At 61.0% G+C, this 26,334-nt stretch carries 32 protein-coding genes; all 32 read left to right on the top strand.

Annotation, left to right across the window (positions count from 1 at the left end; genetic code table 11):
- Window positions 1–327: 327 nt before the first annotated feature.
- The 32 genes from HU727_RS15575 to HU727_RS15420 all read left to right on the top strand — a co-directional run bounded on the left by HU727_RS15575 (window position 328) and on the right by HU727_RS15420 (window position 26,284).
- Window positions 328–846, top strand: a complete 519-nt coding sequence (locus HU727_RS15575; RefSeq protein ID WP_083352342.1) for a phage regulatory CII family protein — start codon at window positions 328–330, stop codon at window positions 844–846.
- Window positions 839–1,069 (top strand): TraR/DksA family transcriptional regulator, encoded by a 231-nt coding sequence (locus HU727_RS15570; RefSeq protein WP_186533128.1) that lies wholly within the window; start codon window positions 839–841, stop codon window positions 1,067–1,069. The genes HU727_RS15575 and HU727_RS15570 overlap by 8 nt, the downstream gene beginning before the upstream one ends.
- The gene (locus tag HU727_RS15565; RefSeq protein ID WP_186533127.1) at window positions 1,059–3,275 is read left to right on the top strand and encodes a VapE domain-containing protein; all 2,217 of its coding nucleotides are present in this window, start codon (window positions 1,059–1,061) and stop codon (window positions 3,273–3,275) included. Before HU727_RS15570 ends, HU727_RS15565 begins: the two co-directional genes overlap by 11 nt.
- A complete protein-coding gene (locus HU727_RS15560) occupies window positions 3,268–3,627 on the top strand; it encodes a PA0613 family protein (protein ID WP_083352345.1) in 360 nt (119 codons plus the stop codon). The genes HU727_RS15565 and HU727_RS15560 overlap by 8 nt, the downstream gene beginning before the upstream one ends.
- 528 nt (window positions 3,628–4,155) lie before the next feature.
- Window positions 4,156–4,494 carry a phage holin family protein gene (locus tag HU727_RS15555; protein WP_122505828.1) on the top strand — a complete coding sequence of 113 codons (339 nt, stop codon included), beginning with the start codon at window positions 4,156–4,158 and terminating at the stop codon, window positions 4,492–4,494.
- Between the two features lie 131 nt (window positions 4,495–4,625).
- On the top strand, window positions 4,626–5,150 hold the full coding sequence (locus tag HU727_RS15550; protein WP_186533126.1) for a DUF1441 family protein: 525 nt from the start codon (window positions 4,626–4,628) through the stop codon (window positions 5,148–5,150).
- Window positions 5,151–5,193: 43 nt separating this feature from the next.
- Window positions 5,194–7,083 (top strand): phage terminase large subunit family protein, encoded by a 1,890-nt coding sequence (locus HU727_RS15545; RefSeq protein ID WP_103305625.1) that lies wholly within the window; start codon window positions 5,194–5,196, stop codon window positions 7,081–7,083.
- Window positions 7,084–7,093: 10 nt separating this feature from the next.
- Complete coding sequence (locus tag HU727_RS15540) at window positions 7,094–7,309, top strand: hypothetical protein (protein ID WP_103305626.1); 216 nt, start codon at window positions 7,094–7,096, stop codon at window positions 7,307–7,309.
- A 2-nt stretch (window positions 7,310–7,311) separates the two neighbouring features.
- Complete coding sequence (locus HU727_RS15535) at window positions 7,312–8,922, top strand: phage portal protein (protein WP_186533125.1); 1,611 nt, start codon at window positions 7,312–7,314, stop codon at window positions 8,920–8,922.
- A gap of 5 nt (window positions 8,923–8,927) precedes the next feature.
- Window positions 8,928–10,160: a S49 family peptidase gene (locus HU727_RS15530; RefSeq protein WP_186533124.1), complete on the top strand. Its 1,233-nt coding sequence runs from the start codon at window positions 8,928–8,930 to the stop codon at window positions 10,158–10,160.
- Window positions 10,161–10,172: 12 nt separating this feature from the next.
- Window positions 10,173–10,523 carry a head decoration protein gene (locus HU727_RS15525; protein ID WP_186533123.1) on the top strand — a complete coding sequence of 117 codons (351 nt, stop codon included), beginning with the start codon at window positions 10,173–10,175 and terminating at the stop codon, window positions 10,521–10,523.
- A 13-nt stretch (window positions 10,524–10,536) separates the two neighbouring features.
- Window positions 10,537–11,565 carry a major capsid protein gene (locus HU727_RS15520; protein WP_186533122.1) on the top strand — a complete coding sequence of 343 codons (1,029 nt, stop codon included), beginning with the start codon at window positions 10,537–10,539 and terminating at the stop codon, window positions 11,563–11,565.
- 1 nt (window position 11,566) lies between these two features.
- Window positions 11,567–11,785 carry a hypothetical protein gene (locus HU727_RS15515; RefSeq protein WP_186533121.1) on the top strand — a complete coding sequence of 73 codons (219 nt, stop codon included), beginning with the start codon at window positions 11,567–11,569 and terminating at the stop codon, window positions 11,783–11,785.
- Window positions 11,785–12,099: a head-tail joining protein gene (locus HU727_RS15510; RefSeq protein ID WP_186533120.1), complete on the top strand. Its 315-nt coding sequence runs from the start codon at window positions 11,785–11,787 to the stop codon at window positions 12,097–12,099. Before HU727_RS15515 ends, HU727_RS15510 begins: the two co-directional genes overlap by 1 nt.
- Window positions 12,096–12,752 (top strand): hypothetical protein, encoded by a 657-nt coding sequence (locus HU727_RS15505; RefSeq protein ID WP_186533119.1) that lies wholly within the window; start codon window positions 12,096–12,098, stop codon window positions 12,750–12,752. Before HU727_RS15510 ends, HU727_RS15505 begins: the two co-directional genes overlap by 4 nt.
- A 1-nt stretch (window position 12,753) precedes the next feature.
- A complete protein-coding gene (locus tag HU727_RS15500) occupies window positions 12,754–13,272 on the top strand; it encodes a hypothetical protein (RefSeq protein ID WP_186533118.1) in 519 nt (172 codons plus the stop codon).
- Window positions 13,269–13,844 (top strand): phage baseplate assembly protein V, encoded by a 576-nt coding sequence (locus HU727_RS15495; RefSeq protein ID WP_186533117.1) that lies wholly within the window; start codon window positions 13,269–13,271, stop codon window positions 13,842–13,844. The genes HU727_RS15500 and HU727_RS15495 overlap by 4 nt, the downstream gene beginning before the upstream one ends.
- A gap of 55 nt (window positions 13,845–13,899) precedes the next feature.
- Entirely contained in the window at window positions 13,900–14,115 is a 216-nt protein-coding gene (locus HU727_RS15490) for a hypothetical protein (RefSeq protein ID WP_186533116.1), read from the top strand.
- 5 nt (window positions 14,116–14,120) lie between these two features.
- Window positions 14,121–14,447 (top strand): GPW/gp25 family protein, encoded by a 327-nt coding sequence (locus tag HU727_RS15485; RefSeq protein WP_186533115.1) that lies wholly within the window; start codon window positions 14,121–14,123, stop codon window positions 14,445–14,447.
- Window positions 14,444–15,331, top strand: coding sequence for a baseplate assembly protein (locus HU727_RS15480; RefSeq protein ID WP_186533114.1), 888 nt, complete (start codon window positions 14,444–14,446; stop codon window positions 15,329–15,331). Before HU727_RS15485 ends, HU727_RS15480 begins: the two co-directional genes overlap by 4 nt.
- Window positions 15,328–15,936 carry a phage tail protein I gene (locus HU727_RS15475; protein WP_186533113.1) on the top strand — a complete coding sequence of 203 codons (609 nt, stop codon included), beginning with the start codon at window positions 15,328–15,330 and terminating at the stop codon, window positions 15,934–15,936. The genes HU727_RS15480 and HU727_RS15475 overlap by 4 nt, the downstream gene beginning before the upstream one ends.
- Window positions 15,929–17,548 carry a phage tail protein gene (locus HU727_RS15470; protein ID WP_186533112.1) on the top strand — a complete coding sequence of 540 codons (1,620 nt, stop codon included), beginning with the start codon at window positions 15,929–15,931 and terminating at the stop codon, window positions 17,546–17,548. The genes HU727_RS15475 and HU727_RS15470 overlap by 8 nt, the downstream gene beginning before the upstream one ends.
- Before the next feature lie 15 nt (window positions 17,549–17,563).
- Complete coding sequence (locus tag HU727_RS15465) at window positions 17,564–18,112, top strand: DUF4376 domain-containing protein (RefSeq protein WP_186533111.1); 549 nt, start codon at window positions 17,564–17,566, stop codon at window positions 18,110–18,112.
- Between the two features lie 103 nt (window positions 18,113–18,215).
- Complete coding sequence (locus HU727_RS15460; protein ID WP_186533110.1) at window positions 18,216–19,385, top strand: phage tail sheath subtilisin-like domain-containing protein; 1,170 nt, start codon at window positions 18,216–18,218, stop codon at window positions 19,383–19,385.
- 12 nt (window positions 19,386–19,397) lie between these two features.
- Window positions 19,398–19,901, top strand: coding sequence for a phage major tail tube protein (locus tag HU727_RS15455; RefSeq protein WP_136493833.1), 504 nt, complete (start codon window positions 19,398–19,400; stop codon window positions 19,899–19,901).
- 11 nt (window positions 19,902–19,912) lie between these two features.
- Window positions 19,913–20,224, top strand: coding sequence for a phage tail assembly protein (locus tag HU727_RS15450; RefSeq protein ID WP_186533109.1), 312 nt, complete (start codon window positions 19,913–19,915; stop codon window positions 20,222–20,224).
- Between the two features lie 146 nt (window positions 20,225–20,370).
- The gene (locus tag HU727_RS15445; protein WP_186533108.1) at window positions 20,371–22,857 is read left to right on the top strand and encodes a phage tail tape measure protein; all 2,487 of its coding nucleotides are present in this window, start codon (window positions 20,371–20,373) and stop codon (window positions 22,855–22,857) included.
- Window positions 22,858–22,869: 12 nt separating this feature from the next.
- A complete protein-coding gene (locus HU727_RS15440) occupies window positions 22,870–23,715 on the top strand; it encodes a phage tail protein (RefSeq protein WP_186533107.1) in 846 nt (281 codons plus the stop codon).
- Window positions 23,690–23,896, top strand: coding sequence for a tail protein X (locus tag HU727_RS15435; protein ID WP_095180626.1), 207 nt, complete (start codon window positions 23,690–23,692; stop codon window positions 23,894–23,896). The genes HU727_RS15440 and HU727_RS15435 overlap by 26 nt, the downstream gene beginning before the upstream one ends.
- Before the next feature lie 94 nt (window positions 23,897–23,990).
- The gene (locus HU727_RS15430) at window positions 23,991–25,040 is read left to right on the top strand and encodes a phage late control D family protein (RefSeq protein ID WP_186533106.1); all 1,050 of its coding nucleotides are present in this window, start codon (window positions 23,991–23,993) and stop codon (window positions 25,038–25,040) included.
- A gap of 57 nt (window positions 25,041–25,097) precedes the next feature.
- A complete protein-coding gene (locus HU727_RS15425; protein ID WP_186533105.1) occupies window positions 25,098–25,757 on the top strand; it encodes a glycoside hydrolase family 19 protein in 660 nt (219 codons plus the stop codon).
- A complete protein-coding gene (locus HU727_RS15420; protein WP_186533104.1) occupies window positions 25,739–26,284 on the top strand; it encodes a lysis system spanin subunit in 546 nt (181 codons plus the stop codon). Before HU727_RS15425 ends, HU727_RS15420 begins: the two co-directional genes overlap by 19 nt.
- Window positions 26,285–26,334: the final 50 nt, after the last annotated feature.

Here is a 26,334-nt window from a genome sequence, read left to right as displayed (position 1 = left end):
AAAAAAGGCGACCCAAAGGTCGCCCAGTTCCTCCCGGCACGCACCACCACAGCGCTGTCGGGTCGCGATAAAGAAAGGCAGGCACACCACATGCAACCACCTCTCTTTATCGCGCTTTTCCAAGGCTCGGAAGCCTTGGTGTTGCTGCCTCTTCCACCACAGATTTGGCAGCTGTTGCGCCTGGGGTGAGCAACGGATTGCTCGCCCCGGCACGGTGCCGGTATCGATCCCGAAGATCTAGCCGGCGTTTGGGCCCTTTCAAGCCACGCGGCAAATGTATCACCACTGCATGTCGCGCGGCACTGGCAACTTACAAGGATTAATGCCATGAGCCGTATCGCTCTGAGTTCTGTTGAGCGGGCGCAGCGGGAAGTTTTGCCGCTCGATCTCGCGCTTTACCATGCCGCACGGGACTACCCCGGCGGCGCCGCAGCCATTGCAGCCACCACCGGCCGAAATGCGACCACGCTGCAGCACAAGCTGTCCCCAACCCATCCTAGCCACACTGTGAACATTCAAGAGTTCGGCGAGATTCTGGAGCTGACCAAAGATCGCCGCATTCTGGATGCGGTGCATGCATTGGTCGGTGATACGACTTGGCAGGAGCTGGCTGAGGCGTACACCAACGACATGCCCGAGACGTTGACCACCGGAATTGCTGAATACTTCCGGCAGGTCGCGGATTTGGCGGATACCTGGGCCAAAAGCATTGGTGACGGGGTTGTTTCCGATGAGGAACTGGCCGCGATTCGCCTGCAGGTGTTTCGAGGCATTCAAGGGCTGTTGGGGTTGTTCAACCGCGCTACCTACGTCAATCAGACGACGCGGGGTACTGATCGTGGTTGATATCGTCGACTTCGCTAATGACCTGGTGCAAGAGCGCATCGATCAGGCACTCGCTGCACGTCTCCTCGCCGCCAAGCCCGCTTTGGCGGCACATTCGCTTCTGTACTGTGAAACCTGTGATGGTCCGATTCCGGAAGCGCGCCGCTTGGCGCAACCCGGCTGTACGCAATGCGTGGACTGCCTTTCTCTCGCGGAATTGAAAGGGGCACGCCATGCTCGATGAGGTATTGGGGCAATTCGCGGATTACGGTCTTGAGCCTGCGCAGCCATTGGTATTCGGCAAGCTGACCCGGTGTAAGACTTCGCAGGACAAGGGCAAGGAAAAGAACGGTTGGTATGTCGTTCATGAGCAGTGCACTGCGAAAGGCGAGACGCTGATCTTCGGTGCGTTCGGTGACTGGCGGTCGGGCGAGTCTCAGAAGATCAAGGTCAAGGCTGGGCGGATGTCTTCTGAAGAGCGCGAGGTTATGCGCGCTCGACAGGAAGAGGCCAAGCGCCGGGCGGCTGAGATCTCGGCCAACGCAGCACGTCGAGCGGCAAAGCGGGCGGCGGGTATGTTCACGCGCATGCCGGAGAAGGGTCGTAGCGACTATCTGGACCGAAAGCAGATTGTCGGCTTCGGCGTTCGGTATGCGCCGCGCACCGGCGCGTTCCTGGTACCGATGAGCAATGTGCGGGACGAGATTGTTGGCCTGCAGGTGGTGTTTCCGACCAAGCAAGAGGACACCGGCCGGGACAAGTCCTATTGGCCTTACGGCATGTCGAAGGAGGGCGCTTTCCATCTGATCGGGCCTCACCCTGATCCGGGCGAGCCGGTGCTGGTGTGTGAGGGTTACGCGACCGGCGCAAGTCTGCATATGGCCACGTCACTGACCGTCGCCGTTGCGTTTGATGCGGGCAACTTGCTAGTGGTTTGCAAGGCCATGCGAGAGCGTTTCGCCGGTTGCCCGCTGATCATTTGCCGGGACGATGACTGGAAAACCACAAAGCCGAATGGCGATGCGTGGAACCCCGGTGAGGAGAAAGCAAACAACGCGGCGCTGATTGTCGGTGGCCAGGTGGTCGCACCGATCTTTTCCGGCGAGCGGGAAGCGAAGTGGACCGACTTCAACGACCTGCATGTTGCGGAAGGTTTGGAAGCTGTGCGTCGTCAGGTGCTGGCGGTGGTCAAGCCGCCGGCTGCTGGTGGTTGGAAAGATCTGCTTGCACGTAGCGAGAGCGGCGCGCTGATTGCGCACATGCAGAACGTCGAATTGATCCTGGCCAACGATGAGCGTTGGGCCGGGGTGATCAGCTACAGCGCGTTCAGCTCGAAGATCGTCAAGCTACGTGCGGCGCCCTATGGCGGCGGCACGGGCGATTGGGCTGACATTGACGATGTTCGGGTGATGAAGTGGCTTGCGCAGCAGTACAACCTGCGTGTAAAGGCCTCGCATGTGATCGAGGCGGTGAGTGTTGTTGCGCATGACCATGCGTTTCATCCAGTGCGGCAGTACCTGCGCAAGCTTGAGTGGGATCGCGTGCCGCGCTTGGAAAGCTGGCTCACGGACGTAATGGGCGTGAAGGCGACAGATTATTCGGCAAAGGTCGGCAAGCGCTGGATGTTATCGGCGGTGGCGCGAGTGATGAAGCCGGGCTGCAAGGCTGACTCGGTGATGATTCTGGAAGGTGCGCAGGGCGCTGGTAAGTCGACGGCGATGAGCATTCTCGGCGGCGAGTGGTTCATGGATACGCCGTTTGCGCTGGGCGACAAGGACGGGTTTCAGGCGATCCGGGGCAAGTGGATTGTCGAGCTGGGCGAGCTGGACAGCTTCAACAAAGCTGAGAGTACGAAGGCCAAGCAGTTCTTTTCGGCCTCCACCGACACTTACCGCGAGAGCTACGGCCGCAGAACGATGGACGTGCCACGCCAGTGTGTTTTCGTGGGTACGACCAACCAAGACGAGTACCTGAAGGACGCCACCGGCAACCGGCGCTACTGGCCGGTCGCATGTACGAAGGTGGATCTGGAGTTGTTGCGCTCGATGCGCGATCAGCTGTGGGCCGAGGCAGTTTTCTGCTACGACGCGGGCGACCTATGGTGGGTGACCCTGGATGAGGCGGCAATGTTCGGCGAAGAGCAGGACGAGCGTTTCGTTGTGGATGAATGGGAAGGGCCGATTCTGACCTGGCTTGAAGAGTCGCAGATCGGCGAGACCACCACCGGCAGTGACGTGCTCACCAGTGCGTTGAAGTTGGACTTCGGGCATTGGGGCAAACCGGAGCAGATGCGCGTCGGCGCGATCATGCACCGGTTGGGCTGGCGGCGTGTTCGGTTGCCGGCGTTGGCTAAGAGCGGCCAGCGGCCTTGGGCTTACAAGAAGCCGGCAGGGTGGGGCGGTGCCTCGGCGTTGCAGCGAGTGGAGTTCGAGGAGCCTTGCTTTGATTAAGGAGATCGATTCGCTGCTTCGGTTGTGGGCGCAGGAGCTGCACTCGGAACATTCAAAAGGGGGGCTGGCTGGGGGAAATATGGTTGCCATGATGATGGAGAGCAACGGGCAACTGATCAGGGGGCGGCGTGCCTTCCGTGCGCCGCTGGAGAGTTCGCTGGACATCGAACTGATCGTGACCAAGCACCTCGCGCCAGAGCTGGTCAAGGTGGTGCGTGAGCATTACTGCACGCTCGATGTGGATATGCGCTTGCGGTATGCCCACTGCGGTTGTGGCCGCGATACGTACTACCAGCGTTTGCATGATGCGCATCTGCAGATCTATTGGGTGCTGATGGGGGCAGCTGCGTGACCCCAGATAGCGCTCCGGTTGTGGCTGTCCCACTGGCCCGTCTTGTCTCGCTGCGTTTTGATGCAGTGGGACAGGTGCGGGCCTTGTCGTTGTTGGGTTGTCCCACCGTCCCGCCTAGTCGTGCCTCCCGCCCGTGTGAGCGTAGTGGGCAAGCAGTACCCGCTTACGCGCGAACGCGTGTTCTTTAAATTTCTTCCTTTACACGAGAAAGGAGAAGGATAAGTAGGACAGTGGGGCGAAGCCCCGAATTTAGGCGCTCTCAGGCGTCCCACTTCGACTCTGAAAAGTGGGACGTATGGGACACCACCGCTACAACAGATTGCCGTGGTGGTGTATTCACCGACATTCGCTAGGCGTTCACCCTGCGTTACCCACTTATTCACCGGGTGGCATTAAAACAGGGTTGCTGCCACCGGAATCGACCTGTAAAAAGTAGTCATCTTCGATAGGTGCGACCGCAGAGAGCGGCAGGCACCACACCACCAAACCCGGCCATTGCGCCGGGTTTTTGCGTTCATGGGGTAGGCGATGACAAGCGAACAACAAGCACTGGCAGAAATGCCGATCTGGTTAGTGATCGTCCTGGCTCTGGTCGGTGGCGTATCGGGGGAGATGTGGCGGGCGGACAAGGATGGGGCGCGGGGCTGGGCGTTGTTGCGCAGGCTCGCGCTTCGGTCGGGGGCCTGCATTGTCTGCGGGGTGACGGCGATGATGTTGATGATTGCTGCCGGCATGACGATCTGGACGGCAGGGGCGTTGGGTTGCCTGACGGCAATGGCCGGCGCCGACGTTGCCATCGGGTTGTACGAACGCTGGGCTGCCAAGCGGCTTGGACTTTCCGAATCGGCATCGACCGACCGCACCTAAGGTGGGCGCGGCGCGGGGCACGGTTTTTCCGGGTCCTCCCCGAAGGCCTCCCCCTACACGGGTTACGGAACTCGCGGGATCTCTGCAGCTGAGAATTTCACAGGGATGTCCGTCTTTTCAAAGGGTTAGATATGGGAAGGACAGTCAGCAAGGCCGACTTGAGCGAGATCGTCGGTCGCGATGAACGCACCCTGACCCGCTGGCAGAACGACGGCATGCCTGTGACCGAGTTCGGCCTCGGTCGGGGCAACGAAAACCAATACGACACTGAAGCCGTGATTCAGTGGCTGATGCACCAGGCCGCACTCAACGGCAAAAAAGAATCTTCCCGCGATCGCCTCGACCGGATCCGCGCTGATCGTGAAGAACTCGCGATGGCCAAGGATCTTGGCGAGGTGGTCATCGCTGCTGATTTGATCGAACGCTTCGAAGCAATGATCACCGCTGCAAAAGTTGAGTTGCTCAACTCTTTCCCTGACGTGCTGGCCGCCGAACTCTCGGCGCGCTACGACGTGGAAGTCGACGAGCAGCTGATTCGCGACCCCATTGAAGCCATCCTGAGGAGGCTTTCTGACTATGACAAGGATGATGCCGCGTCAGATAGATATTCTGACGAACCGGACGATACGGAGGGCCTTGAGGAAGACGGCGACTAAAGCGCTGCGCGGCGCTTGCCGCAAGTGGGCGCCGCCGCCTCGCATGAGCATTATCGAGTGGGCGGACAAGTACCGCTGGCTTGCACCGGAAGAGGCCGCGCGCCCAGGCAAATATCGCTTTGACGTTACGCCTCACCTGATCTGGCCCGGCGGTCCATTGGAAGCGCTGGACGATCCCGCTGTCAGTGAGATCGTCGGTCGCAAGTCGGCGCAGGTGGCATGGACCTCGGGTGTTTTGGGTAATGCCCTGGGGAAATGGATCGACATCGATCCGTCACCGATTCTGGTGCTGTTCCCCAAGGCCGAAGCGGCCAAGCAGTACGTTGGTGAAAAGCTCGAGCCGATGATCGAAGCCACGCCGCGCCTGCGCAAGAAAGTCGACCTGCGAAGCCGCAAGCTACAGCAGCGACAGGACTTCAAGCGTTTCCCTGGCGGCTTCCTGAAGATGGTGGGTTCCAACAGCCCGGCAAGCGTAAAGTCCACGCCGGTGCCGCGAGTTGCCATTGAAGAGCCGGACGACTGCAACCTGAACCTGCGAGGCCAGGGCGACAGTATCAAGCTCGCCAAGGAACGACTGAAAACGTTCCGCCGCTCGAAGATCATCATCGGCGGTACGCCGACCATCAAGGGCTTGTCCGCCATCGATGCGGAGCTGGAACTGTCGGACAAGCGCGTCGGCCTGGTGCCGTGTCACGAATGCGGCCAAGAACACGCGTTGAGCTTCGACAACCTGCACTGCGACGAGGATCCGGAATACCTGCATGAGGTATACGGCAAGAAGCGGCCGGAAAAAACGTTCTACTCCTGCCCGCACTGCGGTGGAATCTGGGATGACAATCAGAAGAACGCCAACCTCAAGCACGGGCGCTGGTCGGCTACAGCCGAGTTTCGGGGTATCGCGGGTTACATCCTCAACGAGCTGTACGCGACGTTTTGGGGATCGCGTTTCCAGGTGTTGATGGAGAAAAAGCTCCAGGCCGAACACGCGGCCTCCCAAGGCAACATCGGACCGATGATCGCTTTCGTCAACAGTTCCAAGGGCGAAAGCTACGAGTATCAGAGCGATGCACCGAAGACCGATGAGCTGGAAAAGCGTGCGGAGCCTTACGCGGAGCTGACAGCGCCGAAAGGTGTCCTGCTGATCACTGTTGGCGTTGACGTCCAAGGCGACCGCCTCGCTCTCACAATCATCGGTTGGGGACGAGGCGAAGAGTCGTGGCGCTTGTACTGGGGTGAGCTTCACGGCAACCCCATCGATCCCCATGACGCCGTTTGGCAAGAACTGGATCGGGTTATTTCTCAACCCATACCCGTCGAAAGCGGTGCGCAACTGGCGGTATCGGCGGTCAGCATCGACAGCTCCGACGGCAACACCAGTGACGCGGTATATGCCTACGTGCGGGATCGTCAACGCTACAACGTGATGGCGATCAAAGGCGCCTCTATCGACAGTCGCGACAAGGAGATCTTTACCAAGCCTCCGCAATCGGTGGATACCTCACAGGACAACACCAAGGCTGCGAAATACGGCCTGCGAGTCCACATCGTCGGTACGCATAAAGCGAAGACGCTCATTGATGGGCGGCTGCGCCTCAAAGGTGCCGGACCAGGGCGCATGCATTGGTACAGCGAGATCCGCTCGGACTACTACGAGCAACTCACCAACGAAGTCCTGGCACCGCACCCGCGTAACCCCAGCAAAATGGTTTGGCAAAAGAAAGCCGGCCGTCGCAACGAAGCGCTGGATTGCGAGGTGTATGCCTTGCACGCGGCTCGCAGCCTGAAAACTCACCTCTTACGCGATCACGAATGGGACCAGTTGGAGCAGCAGTTGCTGCAGCCAACCCTGTTCAGTACCGAACAACCGGTCGCACCGGTACCGCGCCGAGCTGTCGCTCGTGGGCGGGGCACCCGCAGTCGCGCGGGCTATTAAGGAAACACATATGACAGACGCACAACAGCGCCTCGCGGAAGTCCGGGCGGCGATCTCTGACGTCCTGAAAAAAGGCCAGCGCCTGCGCCGTGCGGATCGCGAGCTTTATCGCGCCGAGCTGAACAGCTTGCGTCTTCTGGAGCAGCAGTACGCCAGAGAGGTCGCGTTGGAACAGGCTCAACAACAGGGACGTGGCCGCAACCGCGTCTCCTACATGAAGATCTGACTATGGGATTTTTTCGAAAAGACCCGGCCGAGCTGTTAATGCGCGAGGCCCTCAAACTCGCTAAGTCGGCAAGCGAGTCCAGGCCTATCGTCGCTCAGGGCGGAGGGGGAGGTGTTGAGACGCGGTGGCGGGGCGCGTCTCGCGTGCTGCGCAGCATGGCCAGCTGGATTCCCGGTCTCGGCAGTCCGCGTCGAGATCTCGACCAAAACGAGCGTCGAATGCTCGTTGCTCGCTCGCGAGACGCCATGCGCAATCACTTGATAGCCCGTGCGGCGATCACGCGCTTACGCACCAACGTGGTAGGAACCGGGCTGGTTTGCCGGTCACAGATCGATCATGACGCATTAGGTCTCGACGAGACGCAGGCTGAGCACATCAACAATCAGCTTGATCGCTTGTGGTCGCTGTACGCCGATGATCCACGCGAATGCGATGCCGAAGCGACACTCAACCACTACCAGTTACAAGCATTGGTATTGATCTCGTCCATGGTGGGTGGTGACGTGCTGATTGCCAGTCCTGACGATGAGCGCCCCGGCTGCATCTTCAGCACGCGCTTGCAGTTGATCGAATCGGACCGGGTGTGCAATCCAGCCGGTCAACTTGACGGCGCAAACCTCGTGGACGGCGTCGAGTTCGACCGGCTGGGGGCGCCTTTGGCGTATCACGTCTGCACCGGATACCCCAACGAATACACCGCCGGCCAACCGCTGAAATGGGAGCGTCTGCCAGCCTTTGGCGAGGCCACGGGCCGGCGCCGCGTCATGCACGTCATGGCCGACAAGGAGCGTCCGGGGCAGAAGCGCGGAGCGCCTTATCTGGCTCCGGTGCTGGAGCCGCTGCAGAAGCTGGAACGCTATAGCAGTGCCGAACTGATGGCGGCGGTGATCTCCGCAATGTTCACGGTGTTCATCAAAAAGACCAACGACTTTCAAGTCGGGAATCTCCCGCTGACCGCATTAGCCAACGAAGGCGATGGTCACGCAGGTGACACAACGTCTGACGGCGAACTGGCTCTCGGCGAGGGTGCGATTGTTGACCTGGGCCAAGGTGAAGAACCGGTAATCGCCAATCCTGCACGGCCCAATGCGCAGTTCGATCCATTCTTCACGGCAGTGGTGAAGGAAATCGGTGCCGCTTTAGAGCAACCGATGGAAGAGCTGTTGCTGCACTACAGCAGCAGCTATAGCGCGGCCCGTGCGGCGATGTTGCAGGCGTGGCGCTTTTACAGCCTGCGCCGCTGGTGGTTGATCTGTGACTTTTGCCAGCCCAGTCGGGAATTGCTGATTGATGAGGCAGTGGCCCGTGGATTGATCAGCCTGCCGGGTTATGCGGATCCGGCGAAACGCAAAGCCTACTGCCAGGCCATCTGGATCGGCCCCGCGCGGGGCGCCATTGATGAGCTGAAGGAAGCCAACGCTGCCGGTAAGCGCATCGAGATTGGCGTCAGCAACGAAACGCTGGAAACCGCCGCAATGACCGGCGAGCCGTGGCAACAGGTGTACCGGCAACGTGTGCGCGAAGTCACCCAGCGGCGCAACGATGGCCTGCACGTTTTACCCAAAGGGCGGGAGCAGGAAACACCGCCGTCCGCAAACCCCAACGAGGAATAACAACCATGCCCCGCGCATTCGAGCTGGCTGCATCGCAGCCGTGGCTGATGCTGCCCGGCGCCCTGGATAACTTGCTGACCATTGCAGACCGCATGGGCGATCCGGCGGCGCTGGAAACTCGTACCGGCATGCGACTGGATAACAGCCGCACTGTCAGCGTACGCAATGGTGTGGCGATCATCCCGGTAGTCGGTCCGGTGTTTCGCTATGCCAACCTTTTCACCGAGATCAGCGGCGCGACCAGCACTCAGGTGCTGGCCACCGACCTGCAGACCGCACTCGATGATCCCAAGATCACCGCGATCATCCTGAACGTCGACAGCCCAGGCGGCGTTGCCGCCGGCATAAACGAACTGGCTGACCAGATCCATGCGGCCCGTGACCGTAAACGCATCGTCGCTTACATCGGCGGCACCGGTGCAAGCGCGGCCTATTGGATTGCGTCAGCTGCCAGCGAAATCGTCATCGACGAAACGGCACTGGCCGGGAGTATTGGTGTGGTCGTTGAGGCCGTGGTCGGCGGAGAAGAAGCCAACGGCCGTAAGCGCTACCAGATCGTCAGCCGCAATGCCCCAAACAAGCGCGTGGATCTCTCCACCGAAGAGGGGCGGGCCAAGGTCGGCGAAACGGTCGATGCCATGGGCGATGTGTTCGTCGCCAAGGTGGCCCGCAACTTGGGTGTAGAGCCGGAGCGTGTCCCAGAGATGGGCGACTTCGGAGGCCTTCGTGTTGGCGCCGCAGCTGTCGAGTCCGGCTTGGCCCACCGTCTGGGGTCGCTTGAAACATTGATTACCGAACTGGCCAAACCGGCCGCCATTCAACCGAGGAAATACAACATGACCACCGTCAGCAGCACGGCGGAGTTGCGTGAGGCGCTGGCCGCCGGCACGGATCCGCAAACGATCGAGATCGCTCAGGCCAATCAGCCGGATCTCGAAAGCATCCGCACCCAAAGCCGCGAGGAAGGCGCTACGGCAGAGCGGCAACGCATCACCGGCATCAATGCCATGGCCAGCAAGGGTTTCGAAACTGAAATCGCCGCTGCCATCGAAGCAGGCACCACCGTTGAAGCTACAGCGCTACAGCTGTTCAAGGCTGCGCAGGATCGCGGCATTTCTCTGAACGCCATCAAGGCCGACGCCACCGGTGCTTCTACGTCCACTCCTGCGGGCGATGCCGCGCAGGGTGAGCGCAAGGCCGTCGTAAACGCCATCGTCGAGGGCGCTTCGCGCCGCTGATTGGAGAAGTTCATGAGCAACCCAGAACGCCATACCTATGTCCCTGACCAGCTCTCCGCCGGTGCCTTCCCGGTGATGATCGACACCGCCGTGATCGCTTCCGGCCAGAAGCTCAGTCGAGGCGCCGTCCTTGGGCAAGTAACGGCCAGTGGCGAATACGTGCTGTGCAAGGCCGCATCAACCGATGGTTCCGAAGCTGCTGCAGCGGTACTGGATCAGTCCATTGATACGACCTCAGGCGCGCAGGTAGCGCCCATCCGCCTGACCGGTGAAGTGCTGGCCAGTCAACTCACTCTCGGCGAGGGATTTACTTTGGCGCAGGCAAAAGCTGCGCTGCGTCCCCTGTGCCTGTTCGTTCGCTAAACCGGAGTCTTTGATGGATATTTTTGATACCCGCACCATGCTCGAAGCGGTCGAGCAGATGCCAACCGCGCGACGCTTTTTGCTGAACACCTTTTTCAACGGCGGCAGTCCTGTCACGTTCCCGACCAAAACCGTGGACATCGACATAATCAAGGGCAAGCGCAAAATGGCCCCGTTCGTTAATCCTCGCCTGCCGGGCAGTGTGTCGTTGCGCGAAGGCTATACCACCAGCACCTACAGCCCGCCATACATTCAACCCAAGCGCGAGACCACCGCCGAGCTGGTGCTCAAGCGTTCCGCCGGCGACAACCCGTTTTCCTCGCGCACGCCGCTGGAGCGTGCCGGGCAATTGCTCGGAAAGGACTTGCGCGATCTGGACGACGAAATCATCCGCCGGGAAGAATGGATGTGCGCCCAGGCACTCACCACGGGGAAGGTTCGCGTCGTGGGAGAAGGGGTGGATGACACCATCGACTTCCTGATGGCCAGCGATCACAAGATCAGCCTGGGCAGCGGTCAGTGGGGCACCGAAGACGGCGACCCGATTGCCAATCTTCGTAGTTGGAAGCGCAAGATCGCCAAGGACTCCGGGCGCACGGCAAACACCGTAGCCATGAGCGGTGAAGCGCTGGACGCATTTCAATCCAGTGCGCTGGTGATGAAACAGCTCAACACTCGCCGCGTTGACATGGGCTTGATCAAGCCAGAGGAACTGCCAGACGGCGTGACTTACTTGGGCTACCTGAATGATCCAGGTGTCGACCTGTATGGCTACGACGAATGGTACCTGGACGGCGATGATCAGGAGCAGCCAATGATTCCGGCAGGTGGCTTGATTCTCGGCTCGACGTCCACGCGCAACGCCATGCTCTATGGGGCGATTCAAGATCTGGAAGCCGTGGAAAGCGGGTTGGTCGAAGCGGCGCGCTTCCCGAAGAGCTGGGTGACCCAAGAGCCGAGCGCTCGTTGGCTGAAGCTGCAGAGTGCGGCATTGGCTGGCCTGCTCGAACCGGATGCGTTCATTTACGCAAAGGTGGTGTGACATGGCGAAGAAAGCCGATTTTCTGGTGATCGACGGTTGCGTGCAGGACGGCCGCGTCGTTGTCGTGAAGGGCGAGCCTTACAGTCCACCAAGTAAAGGGATTGAGGAAGCGTTACTCGCCGAAGGGCGTATCGCTCCGCTCAAGGACCCCCGAGCCCTAGAACTGCTGCGCCAGAAATCGGGCGTTGCCAATGAGGTCGAAGACAGCGGTGGTGAGTGATGGGCTTTCGCGAATTGAGCGACGACATGGACGCCCTGGTGTTGGATGGCTTGGGCGACATGGCAACGGTCGGCGGTCGAGAGATCGCCGGTTTTTTTTCGGCGCCATGGCTGCAGCCGCGCATGGGGCGGATTAATACCGCCTTGCGCGAGCCGCAATTTGAGATCCGTGCCATCGATGCGGATGGCATCGAGTCGGGGCAATTGGTTTCCATTGATCTATCGGTACAAGACGGCGGTGGCCAATATGACCTAGTCCAACTTGAGCCAGATGGTACCGGTTGGGTGGCTTTGATCCTGAGGATGCGGGCATGAGTATTGGCAGTTACTACGGTTCCTCGGCGAGTGGCGGGATGCTGACTATCCAGTCTTCGGCTGCAGGTCTGCAAGCTTTCGAGGACTTCGCCAAGTTGGTCCCAAAAGCGGCCGCTGTCGCTCAACGTCGTGCGATCAACAAAACATTAGGTTGGTTGCGCACTCACATCGCACGGGCAGTTGGCCGGGAGGAGCGTATTGCTGTCGCCGCAGTGCGTCAGCGCTTGCGCAGCTATCCGGTCGCAGGCAGGGCAGCAAGCGGCAAGTTGTGGTTCGGTCTGAATGCTATTGAATCCAGCCGGATCGGTCGGGCGCGGCAAAATGGAAAAGGCGTTTCAGTGGCGGGGCGGCGGTACCAAGGCGCTTTCCTCAAAAAGGTTTATGGCAGTAAGGCCGACATCTGGATCCGTACCGCGAGTAAGCATTTCAATTCAGGCGATTATCCCGATACGACGGTGTCGTCCAGTCGTGGTGCCAGCTCGGGTTGGATCGCGGAAAACGACAGCCGCTTTCCGCTGGCCAAGGCCAAAGTATCGCTCGAGCATGCACATCCGCATTTCGACGAGTGGGTTAAACGCGCCCATGCGCGCTTGCTGGAGATACTGCAGCAAGAACTCAATTTCGAGCTTCAGAAGTATCTGAAGGGGGCGTGAAATGTCTGAAGATCCCTTTACGCTTGATGAGCTATATCGGGCGATCGAATTGCATCTGGTGAATCATCTGCCAGGCGTCAAAGCTGTTACGGCATGGCCCGACGTGAAGGATCGCATCGCGCTGCCTGCGGTGTTCCTTGAAATGGTGGAGATGGAGCCCGGTACCGATATCGGCACAGGCGAGACGACGTTGGTCTGCAGGTTTGAGGCTCGGATCATCGTTGACCCGATTCGTCCCCGACATTGCCAGCAGGCCGCGCAGTTGGCTGCTCAACTGGCGGTGCTGCTGCGCATGCAGACCTGGGGGGTAGCCGTCCAGCCCGCCGAATTTGTGCAGGCCATGCAGGACTGGACCAAGCCAGAACTGGATGGCTACACGGTCTGGGTGGTTGAGTGGACCCACACACTTTATCTGGGGACTGAAGACTGGCCATGGCCAGACGAGCCGCCGGGTTCGCTGATGTTCGGTTTCAACGGTGACAAGGCGCCGGAGTTTTTCCCGCCGGAGGACCTGCCATGAGTTACCCAAACGGGGAGCATGACCGCATGATCGCGGCCATGGTGATGCCCTGTGCGGTGGTGGGGGTTGATCTGGCGGCCGGTGCGGTTCGGGTATCGAATGGCGAGTGGACGAGCGCCTGGGTGCGCTGGCACAGCCTCGCGGCGGGCAAGGCGCGACACTGGCGATCGCCGAGCCTTGGCGAGCAGGGGGTTTTGTTCAACCCCAGCGGGCAGGCCGGCATCGGAACGTTTATCCCGGGGCTGTACGGCAACGCCGGCGCCCAGCCGGATAACCGCGATCACGTCGAGGTCTGGCGGTTTGATGATGGGGGTTCGCTGGTCTACGACTGGGAGGCAAGCAGCTACACGATCACCGTGCCAAGCGGGACGGTGACAATCAAAGTCGGCGGGACCGAACTTGTCGTTACGGATAACGCGGTGACGGTGAAGTCTGGAACGGTCGACATTGAGGCCACTGTGAACATCAAAGGGCCGGTCAACATTGATGGACCGTTACTCGTAACGGGCGATATTGGCGCAACTGGCAACATCATGGCCGCTGGCAATAGCGACAACCATCACACGCATTAATCAATCAACCATGCAGCCCACCAAGTGCGGGCTTTTTTGTGTCTGGAGGAAACCCATGGCCAAGGCCACTGCAACGCCCGGCGCTGATGCGTCGACGTCGACGGATCTGCGTTTGAAGTTTCGCGACACGGTCTTTACCTCGCGCACGCTGTGCATTCCGGGGACCAAACGCACGCTCGCCGTGGTCAAGGCCTCGGTCGATGTTTCGGCGTCCGATGAACAGGCTGTGACGTTCCTGAAGTCCCATCCCGAACTTGAAGCCCAGGAGTAACGCAGATGATCGGAATGGATCGCCACACCGGCCAGCCCATTACCGGCATCGACAGCGTTATTCAGTCCATCGGCGACATTCTCAGCACCCCGTTGGGCAGTCGCCGGGAGCGGCCCGACTACGGCAGCAAGCTACGCACCTATGTGGATTTGCCGGTTAACGCCGGCTGGATCAGTTCGGTGCAGGCTGAGGCCGCTCGCGCGCTGGAGCGATTCGAGCCGCGCGTGAAGCTCACGAGCGTCAAGGTGCGGTCGGTGCTGGGCGGAAAAATTGATTTGGTTGTTGCCGGCGAATACTTGGGCGACGACTTTCTGGCCGAGGTGAGCGCATGAGTATCTTGGATTTGTCCGCGCTGCCGGCGCCGGACGTGCTGGAGCCGCTGGACTTCGAACAAACCTTTGAAGACAGCTTGAGCATGTTTCGCGGGAGCATGGGCGACAACTGGACGGCCAACCTTGAATCAGATCCGGTGGTCAAGCTGCTGGAAGTCGGGGCCTATAACAAGCTCGGCAACCGCGCCCGGGTCAACGACGGGGCCAAGGCGCTGCTGCTGGCCTACGCGATCAAGAGTGACCTCGATCAGCTTGGCGGCAACGTCAATCTGCCGCGCCTGGTGATTCAGGCCGAGGCACTGACGGCCACGCCGCCAGTGCCTGAAGTGCTGGAAGAGGACGGCCCTTACCGGGAGCGTATTCAACTGGCTTATGAGGGGCTGACCACGGCGGGGCCGCGTAACAGCTACATCCTGCACACGCGTAACGCCTCGGGTCTGGTGGCCGACGCTTCGGCGGAAAGCCCCAAGCCTTGCCACGTTACGGTAACGGTGCTGAGCACTGAAGGGAAAGGCGAAGCCAGCGCCGAGTTATTGGACGTTGTCCGGCTGGCTTTGGATGACGAGGACACCCGGCCGGTCGGCGATCGGGTCACGGTGCAAAGCGCCGAAATCCTTGAATACCGAATCGACGCCATCCTGCACATGAGCAGCGCTGGCCCGGAGGGTGACGCCAGTTTGACCGAGGCTAAACGCCGGCTTGCCGCGTGGATCAATCCACGCAAGCGGCTGGGGGTTGAGGTGGCGCGCTCGGCTGTGGACGCTCAGTTGCACATTGCCGGCGTTTCCCGGGTTGAGCTAGTGGGCTGGCAGGATCTGGCGCCTACCAAGGCGCAAGCGGCGTGGTGCGCGGGTTACGAGGTAACAATGGCGGGGGCGACATGAAAAGCCTGCTGCCGAGCAATAGCACGCCTCTGGAACGGGCAATCGAGGCGGCTTTCTACGATCGCACAATTGTCCCGCTGCGCACCCTGTACAACCCCGACACCTGCCCCGTCGAGCTGCTCCCGCATCTGGCGTGGGCATGGTCGGTCGATCGCTGGGATTACCGATGGTCCGAGGCGACCAAGCGCGCGGCCATCAGGGCGTCGTTCTATATCCACAAGCACAAGGGCACGATCGGCGCGCTGCGCCGCGTGGTCGAGCCGCTGGGCTATCTGATCGAGATTGTCGAGTGGTTCAAGACCGTGCCCGAGGGCGTGCCGGGCACCTTCGCGCTGAAGGTCGGGGTTCTCGATACCGGCATCACTGAGGAAATGTACAAGGAGCTTGAGCGCCTGATTGACGACGCCAAGCCCGTCACCCGGCATCTGACCGGACTGGCGATCAGCCTGGAAACCCAAGGCGATTTGAATATCGCCGTGTCCCTCTACGAAGGCGACGAAATCGACGTTTACCCGCCCGTCATGCGTGACATCGAGGTCACTGGCAGCTTTGGCGTGGTCGGCCGCGAACACACCATAGACACCCTGGACGTTTATTATGATTGATGCGAATTCGCAGTTTTTCGCGATCCTTACGAATGTGGGGATGAACAAGCAAGCGAACGCCGACGCGCTCGGCATTCCCTGGCTGATCACGCAATTGGGCGTGGGTGATGCCAACCCGAACGGGCTGGCGGATCCGCCGAATCCAGTGCCGTCGGCCAGTCAAACCAAGCTGATCAACGAGTGGCGCCGCAAGCCGCTCAATCAACTGAAGATTGACCCGGTCAACCCGGCGGTGATCATCGCCGAGCAGATCATACCGGCCGACGAGGGCGGTAAGTGGATCCGCGAAATCGGCCTCTACGATGCGGACGGCGATCTGGTGGCGGTGGCCAACTGCGCGCCAAGCTTCAAGCCGCTGCTGTCGCAAGGCTCGGGCCGCACGCAAATCGTGCGGATGAACTTCATTGTCACCAGCACCGGCAACATTCAGCTCAAGATTGACCCGGCGGTTGTGCTGGCCTCGCGTGCCTACGTCGACGCGGCTATTCTGGAAGTGCTGCCGAAGAACAAGACGCCGGGCGAATTCACGCGGGTCAAGGTCAACGATCGCGGGATTATTGTATCGGGTGACAATCCGGAAACGCTCGCCGGTATGGGCATCAAGGACAGCTACACCAAGGCCGAAATCGAGGCGATGATTGCCCAGGCATCGGCGCTGCCGGTGGGTGCCACAGTGGCGTTTCCGCTGGATAAAGTGGCGCCCGGGTTTCTGGAACTGGACGGCAGCGTTAAGAGCATCGCTGTCTATCCCGATCTGGCGGCGTTCCTCGGCACTGCGTTCAACAAGGGAGACGAGGGCGCCGGCAATTTCCGCCTGCCGGAAACTCGAGGTGAGTTCCTGCGCGGTTGGGATCATGGGCGCGGTGTTGATGCGGGTCGTGTGATCGGCAGCTTTCAGGCTGATGCTCTGAAAACTCACTTCCATTATCTGCCGACAGAGAGTGGCGGCAATCAGGCGTCTGATCCTGCGGGAATCAACCCGACCTCTGTACTAAAAGACAGTCCCGTTGACTGGCTTGCGCGAACCGCCGGGGATAACCCTACCTTTACCACGTTAGGGACCCCCCGTACTTACAGCGCGGGCGCAGAAATAGAAACCCGGCCCCGCAACATGACGGTGGTCTGGTGCATTAAGGCGTGGAACGCGCCAATCAATCAGGGAAACATCGACATCGCAGCGCTCGCCGCACTGGCGACGCAAGCCACGGAAGTCAAGCTGGGTACGGCCAAGATCGCCACGCAGGCGCAAACCGATGCCGGCACCGATGACGCTACTATCGTGACCCCGAAGAAAATGCGATGGGGTTTCTCTATCAGTATCGTGAATAATTTAGGTTATGTCGTTTTCCCGTCGTGGCTCGGGGGCTTCACGATTCAATGGGGGGTAACGGGACATATCGGATCTGGCGTCAATGCTGTTCAAAATTTCCCGGTCACCTTCCTTGGGACGGCACTACCGGTTGTGTTTTTTACCTACGCTAATACAGCGACGGACAATGCAGTGGGCAGCACTTACATCGCTCAGGTCAAAGGCGTGACGTTAGCGAATGTCACAATTCGAAATCTAGGGCCGGCCACGGCCCAATATGCATGGCTTGCATTCGGCCGGTAACTTAAAGGGGCAGCTATGAAGTATTTATTTTTTGGGCCGGATGCACAGATTGCGGGCCGATATTGCACGGAGGTTCATGGTGAGCGAATTCCGAGCACAGCGCTGCAAGTCTCCGAAGATCTGTTTTTGAAGACGGCTGTGGAGAACGATGGCGTTTGGCGGTTGGTCGACGGTGAAGTGGTAAAAGAGCCATTCGCCGAAGTAGTGCCGGACTATGCCCAGCTTGTCGCCGTTGAGCGTTACAGGCGTGAGGCAACTGGCGTCAGCGTCGACGGCCTGCAAATCGAAACGACCCGCGACAGCCAGGCGCTGATTGCCAGTACCGGATTGTCCGCCGTCCTCGATCCTGAATATCGCTGCAACTTCAAGACGGTGACGGGTTTTGTCGAGATTGGATCGGCGCAAATCATCACGATCGCCAAGGCCGTGCGGGCGCACGTTCAAGCCTGCTTTGACCGCGAGCTGACGCTGTTGCGCGCGATCGAGGCCGGCGAGTATCACGACGACATGCTGACGCAAGGCTGGCCGGATTCCTTGCCGCCAGATCCGGCCGAGCTGCAATAGACGCCCCGCACTGACGGGGCGTTTTCTTTTCCGTTACGCGTAACACGAACACCCTCACAGCCTCGCTTATGCGGGGCTTTTTCGTTTCTGGAGATTGACCCATATGGCAGGTTCTTTTTTTCACGGCGTGACGACCACGCTGATTGATACCGGTGCGCGCACTATCTCGCTGCCGTCGTCCTCGATTATCGGTCTTTGCGACACCTTCAAGCCGGGCGTTGTCGGTGGCGGCACGGCCAAGGCCGGCGAACTGGTTCTGCTCACGTCCGAGCGCGAGGCGATCGCCGCTTTCGGTGCAGATTCGGCGATCACCAAGGCCGCTCAGGCGATCTACGTGCGCGCCAAGGCGGTGATCGTCGCCGTCGGTGTGCCTTTGTTGGAAGATGCCGCGCTGCAAACCTCAGCGATCATCGGCGGCGTTCTGGCCGGTGGCCAGCGTACCGGCCTGCAAGCGCTGTTGGACGGTAAGAGCAAGCACAACGCGCAACCCAAGTTGCTGATCGCACCGAAGCACTCGGCCACTCAGGCCGTGGCGACCGCCATGGACGCACTGGCCGCCAAGCTGCGCGCGATCGCGATCATCGACGGCCCGAACACGACCGACGAGGCGGTGCTGGCCTACGCCCAGGAGTTCGGCAGCAAGCGCGTGTATCTGGTTGATCCGGGTGTGCAGTATTGGGACACCGTGACCAGCGCGACGATCGACGCCCCGGGTTCTGCCTGGGTGGCGGGCCTGTTCGCGTGGACCGATGCGACTTACGGCTACTGGGCTTCGCCGTCGAACAAAGAGTTTGTCGGCATCACCGGCACCAGTCGCCCGATCGAGTACCTGGACGGCGACGAAACCTGCCGGGCCAACCTGCTAAACAACGCCAATGTCAGCACGATCATTCGTGACGGCGGCTATCGCCTGTGGGGCAACCGCACCCTGTCGAGCGATCCGAAGTGGTCGTTTGTCACCCGCGTTCGTACCTGCGACATCCTCATGGATGCGATCCAGGCGGGCCACAAATGGGCGGTCGACCGCTCGATCACCAAAACCTACGTCAAGGACGTGACCGAGGGTCTGCAAGCGTTCATGCGCGACCAGAAGAACGCCGGCGCGATCATCAACTTTGAAGTCTACCCGGACACCGAAATGAACACGGCCAGCCAGCTCGAACAGGGCAAGGTTTATTGGCGCATCCGTTTCACCGACGTGCCGCCGGCCGAAAACCCGAATTTCCTGATTGAGGTCACCAACGAGTGGCTGACCGAAGTGCTTGAAGCCTAAGGGGGCTTACCGATGATTCCTCAAGTTCTGAAGAACATGAACCTGTTTGTGGACGGCGTCAGTTTCTCCGGCGACGTGCCTACGCTGACGCTGCCGAAACTGACCCTGAAAACCGAGGACTATCAGGGCGGCGGCATGTTCGCCCCGATCGAGTTTGCTGTGGGCATGGAAAAGATCGAATCGGCCTTTACCACCAACGGCGTGCGCCGCGAGTCGCTGAAGTTCTTTGGTCTGGCTGACCAGACGGCCACGAGCCTGACGTTTCGCGGCGCCTTCGCGGATCTGAAAGGCCGCATTACGCCGGTGATCGTCACCATGCGCGGCGGCGTGAAAGAGGTGGACATGGGCGACTGGAAGCCGTCCACCGTGGGCGAAATCAAGCACGCCGTGAAGCTCACGTATTACAAGCTCGAAATCGACGGTCGCCTGATGTACGAGATCGACCCGCTCGCAATGATCATGGTTGTCGATGGTGTAGACCAGTTGGCCGCCGAACGCTCGGCCCTCGGCCTGTAAGGAAATAGAAAATGACTCAAGAAAACGCAGAACAGAAATTGCCGTCGTGGCTGGCCGTGAGTGATGACAGCGCAATCATCACCTTGAAGGGGGCCGCCGAGTTCGGCGGCATCAAGGTCGACAAGCTGACCATGCGGGCGCCGACGGTGCGTGATACGCGTGCCGCGACTGCTACGGCCAAGGGTGATTACGAGCAGATCGAAATCAACATTCTGTGCAGCCTGCTGGGTGCGACCGAAAAGGAAATTGCTGCCCTGACTCAGCGGAATTACAACCGCTTGCAGGCTGGCTATTTTCGCCTGGTCGAAGAGGACGAGCTTTAACACCGAGACCCAACGGGTAGCGGCCAAGACCTTGGCGAGAGAGACGGGTTTCTCTGCCGCCGAGATTGAGGCCATGCCCTTTGACCGGATGCTGTGGTGGCTCAGGGATTGAGCCGCTTTTAACTCGGCGAACATAGGGCACGCACATGAGCAAGAAACTAGCGCTCGGTCTGGTGATTGGCGGGGCTGTCAGTTCGACGCTGGGAGCGGCGTTCAAGGACGCCACCGGCCGTATCAAGAAGCTGGAAGAAACCGGCAAAAAGGCCCGGGTCCTCGAAAAGACCATTGGCGAAACCATGCGCCTGCAAGCCGAGTTTCGAAAGGCGCACATGGCCGGCGAGAAGGGCGCCGAGGATCTGCGCAAGAAGCTGGAAGCCAACTTGGCCGCGCTGAAAAAGCAGGGCGTTGAGGTTCGCAACCTCGGCAAGGCCTACACCCAAATGGGCAAGATTGCGCAGGGCGCCGAGCTGAAGGCCAAGGGGCATATGCAGCTTGACGAAGGCAAGCAGCAGATGCGCAGCAGTATCGGGCAGGCAACGGCCGCCACGGCGCTGATGGCCATCCCGACAAAGATCAGCGCGGACTACGGCGCGATCATTCGTGACATTGCGATCAAGGCCAACATTGCCAACACGCCCGAAGAGGCGACACTGTCCAAGACCGTGATCGACACGTCACGCGATACCGGCATGGCGCGCAATCAGGTGGCCGAAGTAGTCAACGCCCTGGTGGGTGCTGGCATGGAGCTGGACAAGGCGCTGGCCTACGCACCGACGGCGGCCAAGTTCGCTGTGGGGCAGGGTTCGGATGGCACCGAAACCGCCCGGATGATCAATGCCCTGGGGCAAAACGCCAAGATCACCGACCCCGAAATGATGCAAAAGGCGCTTGAGGCGATCGCCTATCAAGGGCAGGCGGGCAGCTTTGAAGCGGCCGACATGGCGCGCTGGTTCCCTGAACTGCTCGCGGGCATGGGCAAGCTAGGCATTACCGGCATGGACTCGGTGACGCAACTGGGTTCGATGCTTCAGGTACAAATGAAGACAGCCGGCGGTTCCGACGAGGCGGCGAACAACCTCAAGAACTGGATGGAAAAAATCGGTTCCGGAGATACGGTGAAGGCCTACGAAAAGGCCGGCATCGACTATCAGGCTTCGATGAATACGGGGCTGCAAAACGGCAAGTCCACCTTGGAGTCCAGCTTTGCGCTGGCCCAAAAATACATTGAGGCGACCGACCCCAAGAAGGCCGCCGAAATGGCCAAGGCGACGGCCGCAATCAGCAAGGAATCCGACCCCGAGAAAGCCAAGGCCATGATCGCCTCGCTGGAATCGGCGTTGCGTACCGGTGACCTGTTCGCGGACATGCAGGTCAAGGGCGCCTTGACCGCGTACATGCAGAACAAAGACCTGTACGACAAGCTGAAAAAGGAATCGGCCAGCGCGACCGGGATTCTGGATAAGAACCTGGAAGAGCGCCGGCAGTCGTCGGCGCAGAAACAGTCGGAAATGGTGCAGAGCCTCGACGACTCGATGCGCGCGATCGGCGACGCCATGCGCCCGGTGACGGATGCCGTGGTAGACGGGATCGGTTCTGTCGCGCGCGGGCTGGCCAAGCTGTCCGACGAGTCGCCGCGACTGGTGTCTGCGATCGGGCTGGCCACTGCCGGCATCCTTGGGCTGTCGACGGCCATGAGCGGCCTCAAGATGGCCAAGGGGCTGATGAACATCGGCCGTGGTTCGATGATGGGTAACCCGAACATCCCGCAAAAGGTGATTGTTACCAACTTACCGGCCGGCGGTGCGGGTGGCAGTCTGGACGGTGCCGACGTCGATGCCGGCGACGGCAAGAAGGACAAGGGCGGCAAAGGGAAAGGCAAGGGCGGTCGCGGTTTCGGCCGAGGGATGGGCATCGGGTCAGCGGTCAAAGGTACGGCGGTTCTGGCTGTGGCTGATGCTGGTTACAAGGCCTATGACACCTATCAGAACGCCGAGACTCAGGACGAGAAGGCCGAGGGCTACGGCTCAGCGGCCGGCGGTTTGGCGGGCACGCTCGCCGGTGCGGCGGCCGGTGCCGCGATCGGCTCGGTGGTGCCGGTGATCGGTACGGCGATTGGCGCCTTGATCGGCGGCGTGCTGGGCAACATGGGCGGCGACTCCCTGGGCGGCTTCGTCGGCAAATCGCTGTTCGGTGCCGATGACGCCGCGAAGAAAATGCCGGACGCCGGGCCGTTGATGATGGCCAACGCCGGCAAGGACATTGCGCCGGTGATGGGCGATATCGCCAAGTCATTCGCCAAGCCGGCTACGCCGTTGATGATGGCCGCGCCCGGCGCTGCGCCAGTGGCCAGCGACTTGGCAAAGCCCGGCGATGTGGGCCGCTCGATGATGCTTCCCGAAGCCAGTGCCGACGCCAAGCTGGGGCCGTTGGCCAAGGTAGCGCCGGCCAGTACGCCGGCGCCAAAGGTCGAGTCCAACGTGGCGATCAATGCGCCGTTCTCGCTGACGGTCAACGGTGACGTCAAGGACGGCAATCAACTGTTCGCGCAGATCAAACCGCAGCTCGATCAGTATTACCGCGACATGGCCAAGCAGCAGGAAAGCCGCAATCTGTTCGATGCCGCGCATGTGTGATCAGGGGGATTTATGGAAGCATTGGGGCAGTTACAGTCGGGGATTAAATACTTGGCCTCGGCCGGGGAGACGGGCCGGCGCAGCCTTGACGGCATGATGGCGCCGGTTAATGGCGCGATCGGAGAAATCACCGGCGCCGCGTTCGAGCTGGAGGGCTTGCCCCTTGTCGGTCCGGCGATCGGGGCCAAGCTTCAGCGTGCCATGCGCGGGATCAATGCCGCCCAGGCGCAAGTCGGGCGGTTGGTGTCGATGTACGGCACGGCCACGCGCGCGGTGGCGCAGATCGACGAGCGGCTGGGGGTGCTGAAGGAACAGGCCGGCCGCGCCGCCACGGCCATCAACAAGATCGCCGGCAAGGCCAGCCCGGCGTTGGCCAACATCGTGCCCACCGGTGCCTTTGCCACGGATCAGACTCCGGCGCCGGAGGCGGTGAAGCCGTTCCCGCACTTGCTGATCATTCAGCCGCAGGACCCGAAGGCGCCGCAGTACACGTTCAACCTCGACACCGCTGCGTTTGACGAGCTACGCCGCTCGACCGAATTCCGCTGGGCCTCGCAAGAGCGTTTGGGGCGCCGGCCGGCGCAGCAGGGCGTAGGCATGGGCGACGAGAAAATCACGCTCAAGGGGGTGATCTTTCCGGGCTTCAAAGGCGGCTTAAAGCAGCTCGACACGCTGCGCACGCTGGGCGCCCAGCTTCAGCCACTGACCTTGACCACCGGCTATGGCGACGTCCTGGGAACGTGGTGCCTCAAGAGCGTCGACGAGGAACAAAGCTCGCTGATGGCCGGCGGCATTCCGCGCAAACAGGCCTTTACCTTGGAGTTTGTCCGCTATGGCGACGACATGCAGAACGTCTGACGGGGATCTGCTCGATACCATCTGTCACAACTTTTACGGGCACTTGAATGGCAGCGTCGAGGCCGTGCTGGGCGCCAATCAGGGGTTGGCCGACGAGGAACAGCCCTACCGCGCCGGCGTGGTGATCGTGTTGCCGGATCTGCCGCACCCGGTCACCGAGGCCGTGACCTTGTGGGACTGATCCCGTCCGGACACGCCGCCGGCGCCCTCTCGCGTTACGCGTAACGCTTCGATCCTTGGCCCGCCCTGTGCGGGCTTTCTTTTGGAAACAATCCATGACCCCCCGCTTCCGCATTGTTGCCGATGGCAACGACATCACGGCGCTGCTTAACGATCGCCTGATTCAGTTGAGTGTCACCGACAAAGTCGGGATGGAGTCCGACGAGTTCGAATTGCGCATTGATGACCGTGACGGGCTGGTGGTGCTGCCGCCCCGGGGCGCGGGGATCGAGGTCTATTTGGGCTATCTGGAGACGTCGCTGGCCCGGCTGGGCCGCTACGTGGTTGATGACATCACGGTGTCCGGTCCGCCGGATACGATCGTGATCAAGGGCAAGGCCAGCGACATGCGCGGCAGCGGCAAAACCATTCGGAGCGGTAGCTGGGAAAACGTGCCGCTGTCTAAGATCGTCGCCGACGTCGCTGCCCGCAACGGCTGGTCGCCGGTGTGCCCGGTCAACACGAAAGTAGTGCGCGCCGATCAGCTCAGCGAGTCCGATTTTAATTTCATCACGCGGTTGGCCAAGCAGTACGACTGCACGGCCAAGGTCGCCGACGGTAAGCTGCTGGTGATGCCGCGTCAGGGCGGGCAGAGTGCGAGCGGCAAGGCCTTTGCGCCGATCGTGATCACGCGCGAAGACGTCGGCCGCTGGCAGTTCAACCTTGGCGATCGCAGCAGCCACAAGGCGGTCGGGGCCAAGCATCAGGACCAGAAGACCGGCAAGCTTGCCGTGGTGTCGCTGGAGAACGACGACGCCCCGGCCGGCCTGCCGGCGGTGCATACCGATCGCCATATTCACCCGAACAAGACGGCGGCCGAGGCAGCGGCCAAAGCCCGTCTGGCGGCGTTCAACCGATCCACGGCCGGCGTGCGGCTGGAAATGGCCGGGCGTACCGACCTGTTTGCCGAACGATCGATCATCGCCCAGGGCTTCAAGGTCGGGCTCGATGGCGAGTATCTGGCCGAGTCGGTGCAGCAGACCTACACCCAAGCCGGCTGGACCACCGTTGTCGAGTGCAACGGCGGCAAGAATGGCAAGGCCAAAGCCAAAGGCAAGAAGGGCAAAAAGCCCGCCAAGCCGGTCAAGGTCGTGAGCCTCAAATAGCGCAAGAGCGCACCCCATCCCGCCGCCTTGAGCGGCTTTTTTGTGCCGGGAGTTTGTATGCCGATCACTCAGCAGCAATTGCTGCAGATCCTCCCCAACGCCCGCCCAGTCGCGGGCGTTTTTGTGTCTGCGCTGGTCACGGCCATGGCGCGGTTTCGCATTACCTCGCCGGTGCGCGAGGCGGCGTTTATCGCCCAGTGCGGGCACGAGTCGCAGCACCTGACCAAGTTGTCGGAAAGCCTCTACTACCGGGACGCCGAGCGCGTCGCGCGCTTGTTCAAGTCGGGTTTTGATGACAACCGTAACGGCCGGGCAGATCCGGCCGAGATCGAGGCCGCAAAGGCTTATCTGTGCAACTCGGAAAAGCTGGCCAACCGCGTCTATGCCAATCGCATGGGCAACGGTCCCGAGGCGTCGGGCGATGGCTACCGCTATCGAGGGCGCGGCCTGATCCAGATCACCGGCCGCGACAACTACCGCCTGTGCGGCAAGGCGCTGGGCCTGCCACTGCTCGATCGGCCCGAGCTGCTGGAGCAGCCCGAATATGCCGCGCTGTCGGCGGCGTGGTACTGGTGGGATCGAGGCCTTAACGATCTGGCGGACGCCGGCCTGTTCGACGGTATCAGCCGGAAAATCAACGGGGGCGACGTCGGCCTGGCCGATCGCCGCGAGCTGTGGGCCAAGGCCAAGGCGGTGCTATGTCAATCCTCGATCTGATCCCGGCACCGGTGCGGCCCTGGGCGATCGCCCTGGTACTGCTGGCGATCGCCGGCGCCGGCGCTGCCGGCAGTTGGACGATACAGGACTGGCGTTACGGTAACGCGCTGGCCGAGCAGGCCCGCCAGTCCGCCGACGTGGCCCGGGCTGCCGCCGAGGCGACGGTGGGCGCGCTGGTGATCGAGCAGGACAAGCGCCTGGCGCTAGAGCAGCGCCTGAAAGATAACGACCAAACCCACTACAAGGATTTATCCGATGCGCAAACAGCTCAGCAACGCCTGTCTGATCGCCTTGCCACTGCTGATGTCAGGCTGTCAGTCCTACTCAACGCCGGCAGCGCAGCCGGCCGTTGTGACGGGTTGTCAGCCCCTGCCAGCGCCGGCGGCGTGGTTCATGGCCCCGCAAGAGCCGAACTTGACCCAGCGCATGCTCGGCGAATTATCGGCATCACCGACGCCGGCGACCGGGGGCTGATTGCCCTCGCGGCCTGTCAGGAATACGCCAAAGAAGTCTCAACACCGAAGTGAAAAAGAGCGGTCGGTCCAGATGCGTCAACATCCGGATCGACCGCCGTCCC

The sequence above is a fragment of the Pseudomonas khorasanensis genome (assembly GCF_014268505.2).
Lineage (GTDB): Bacteria > Pseudomonadota > Gammaproteobacteria > Pseudomonadales > Pseudomonadaceae > Aquipseudomonas > Aquipseudomonas khorasanensis.
The sequence above is the reverse complement of the archived record's forward strand: the minus strand, read 5'-3'. Positions and strand labels throughout refer to the sequence as shown.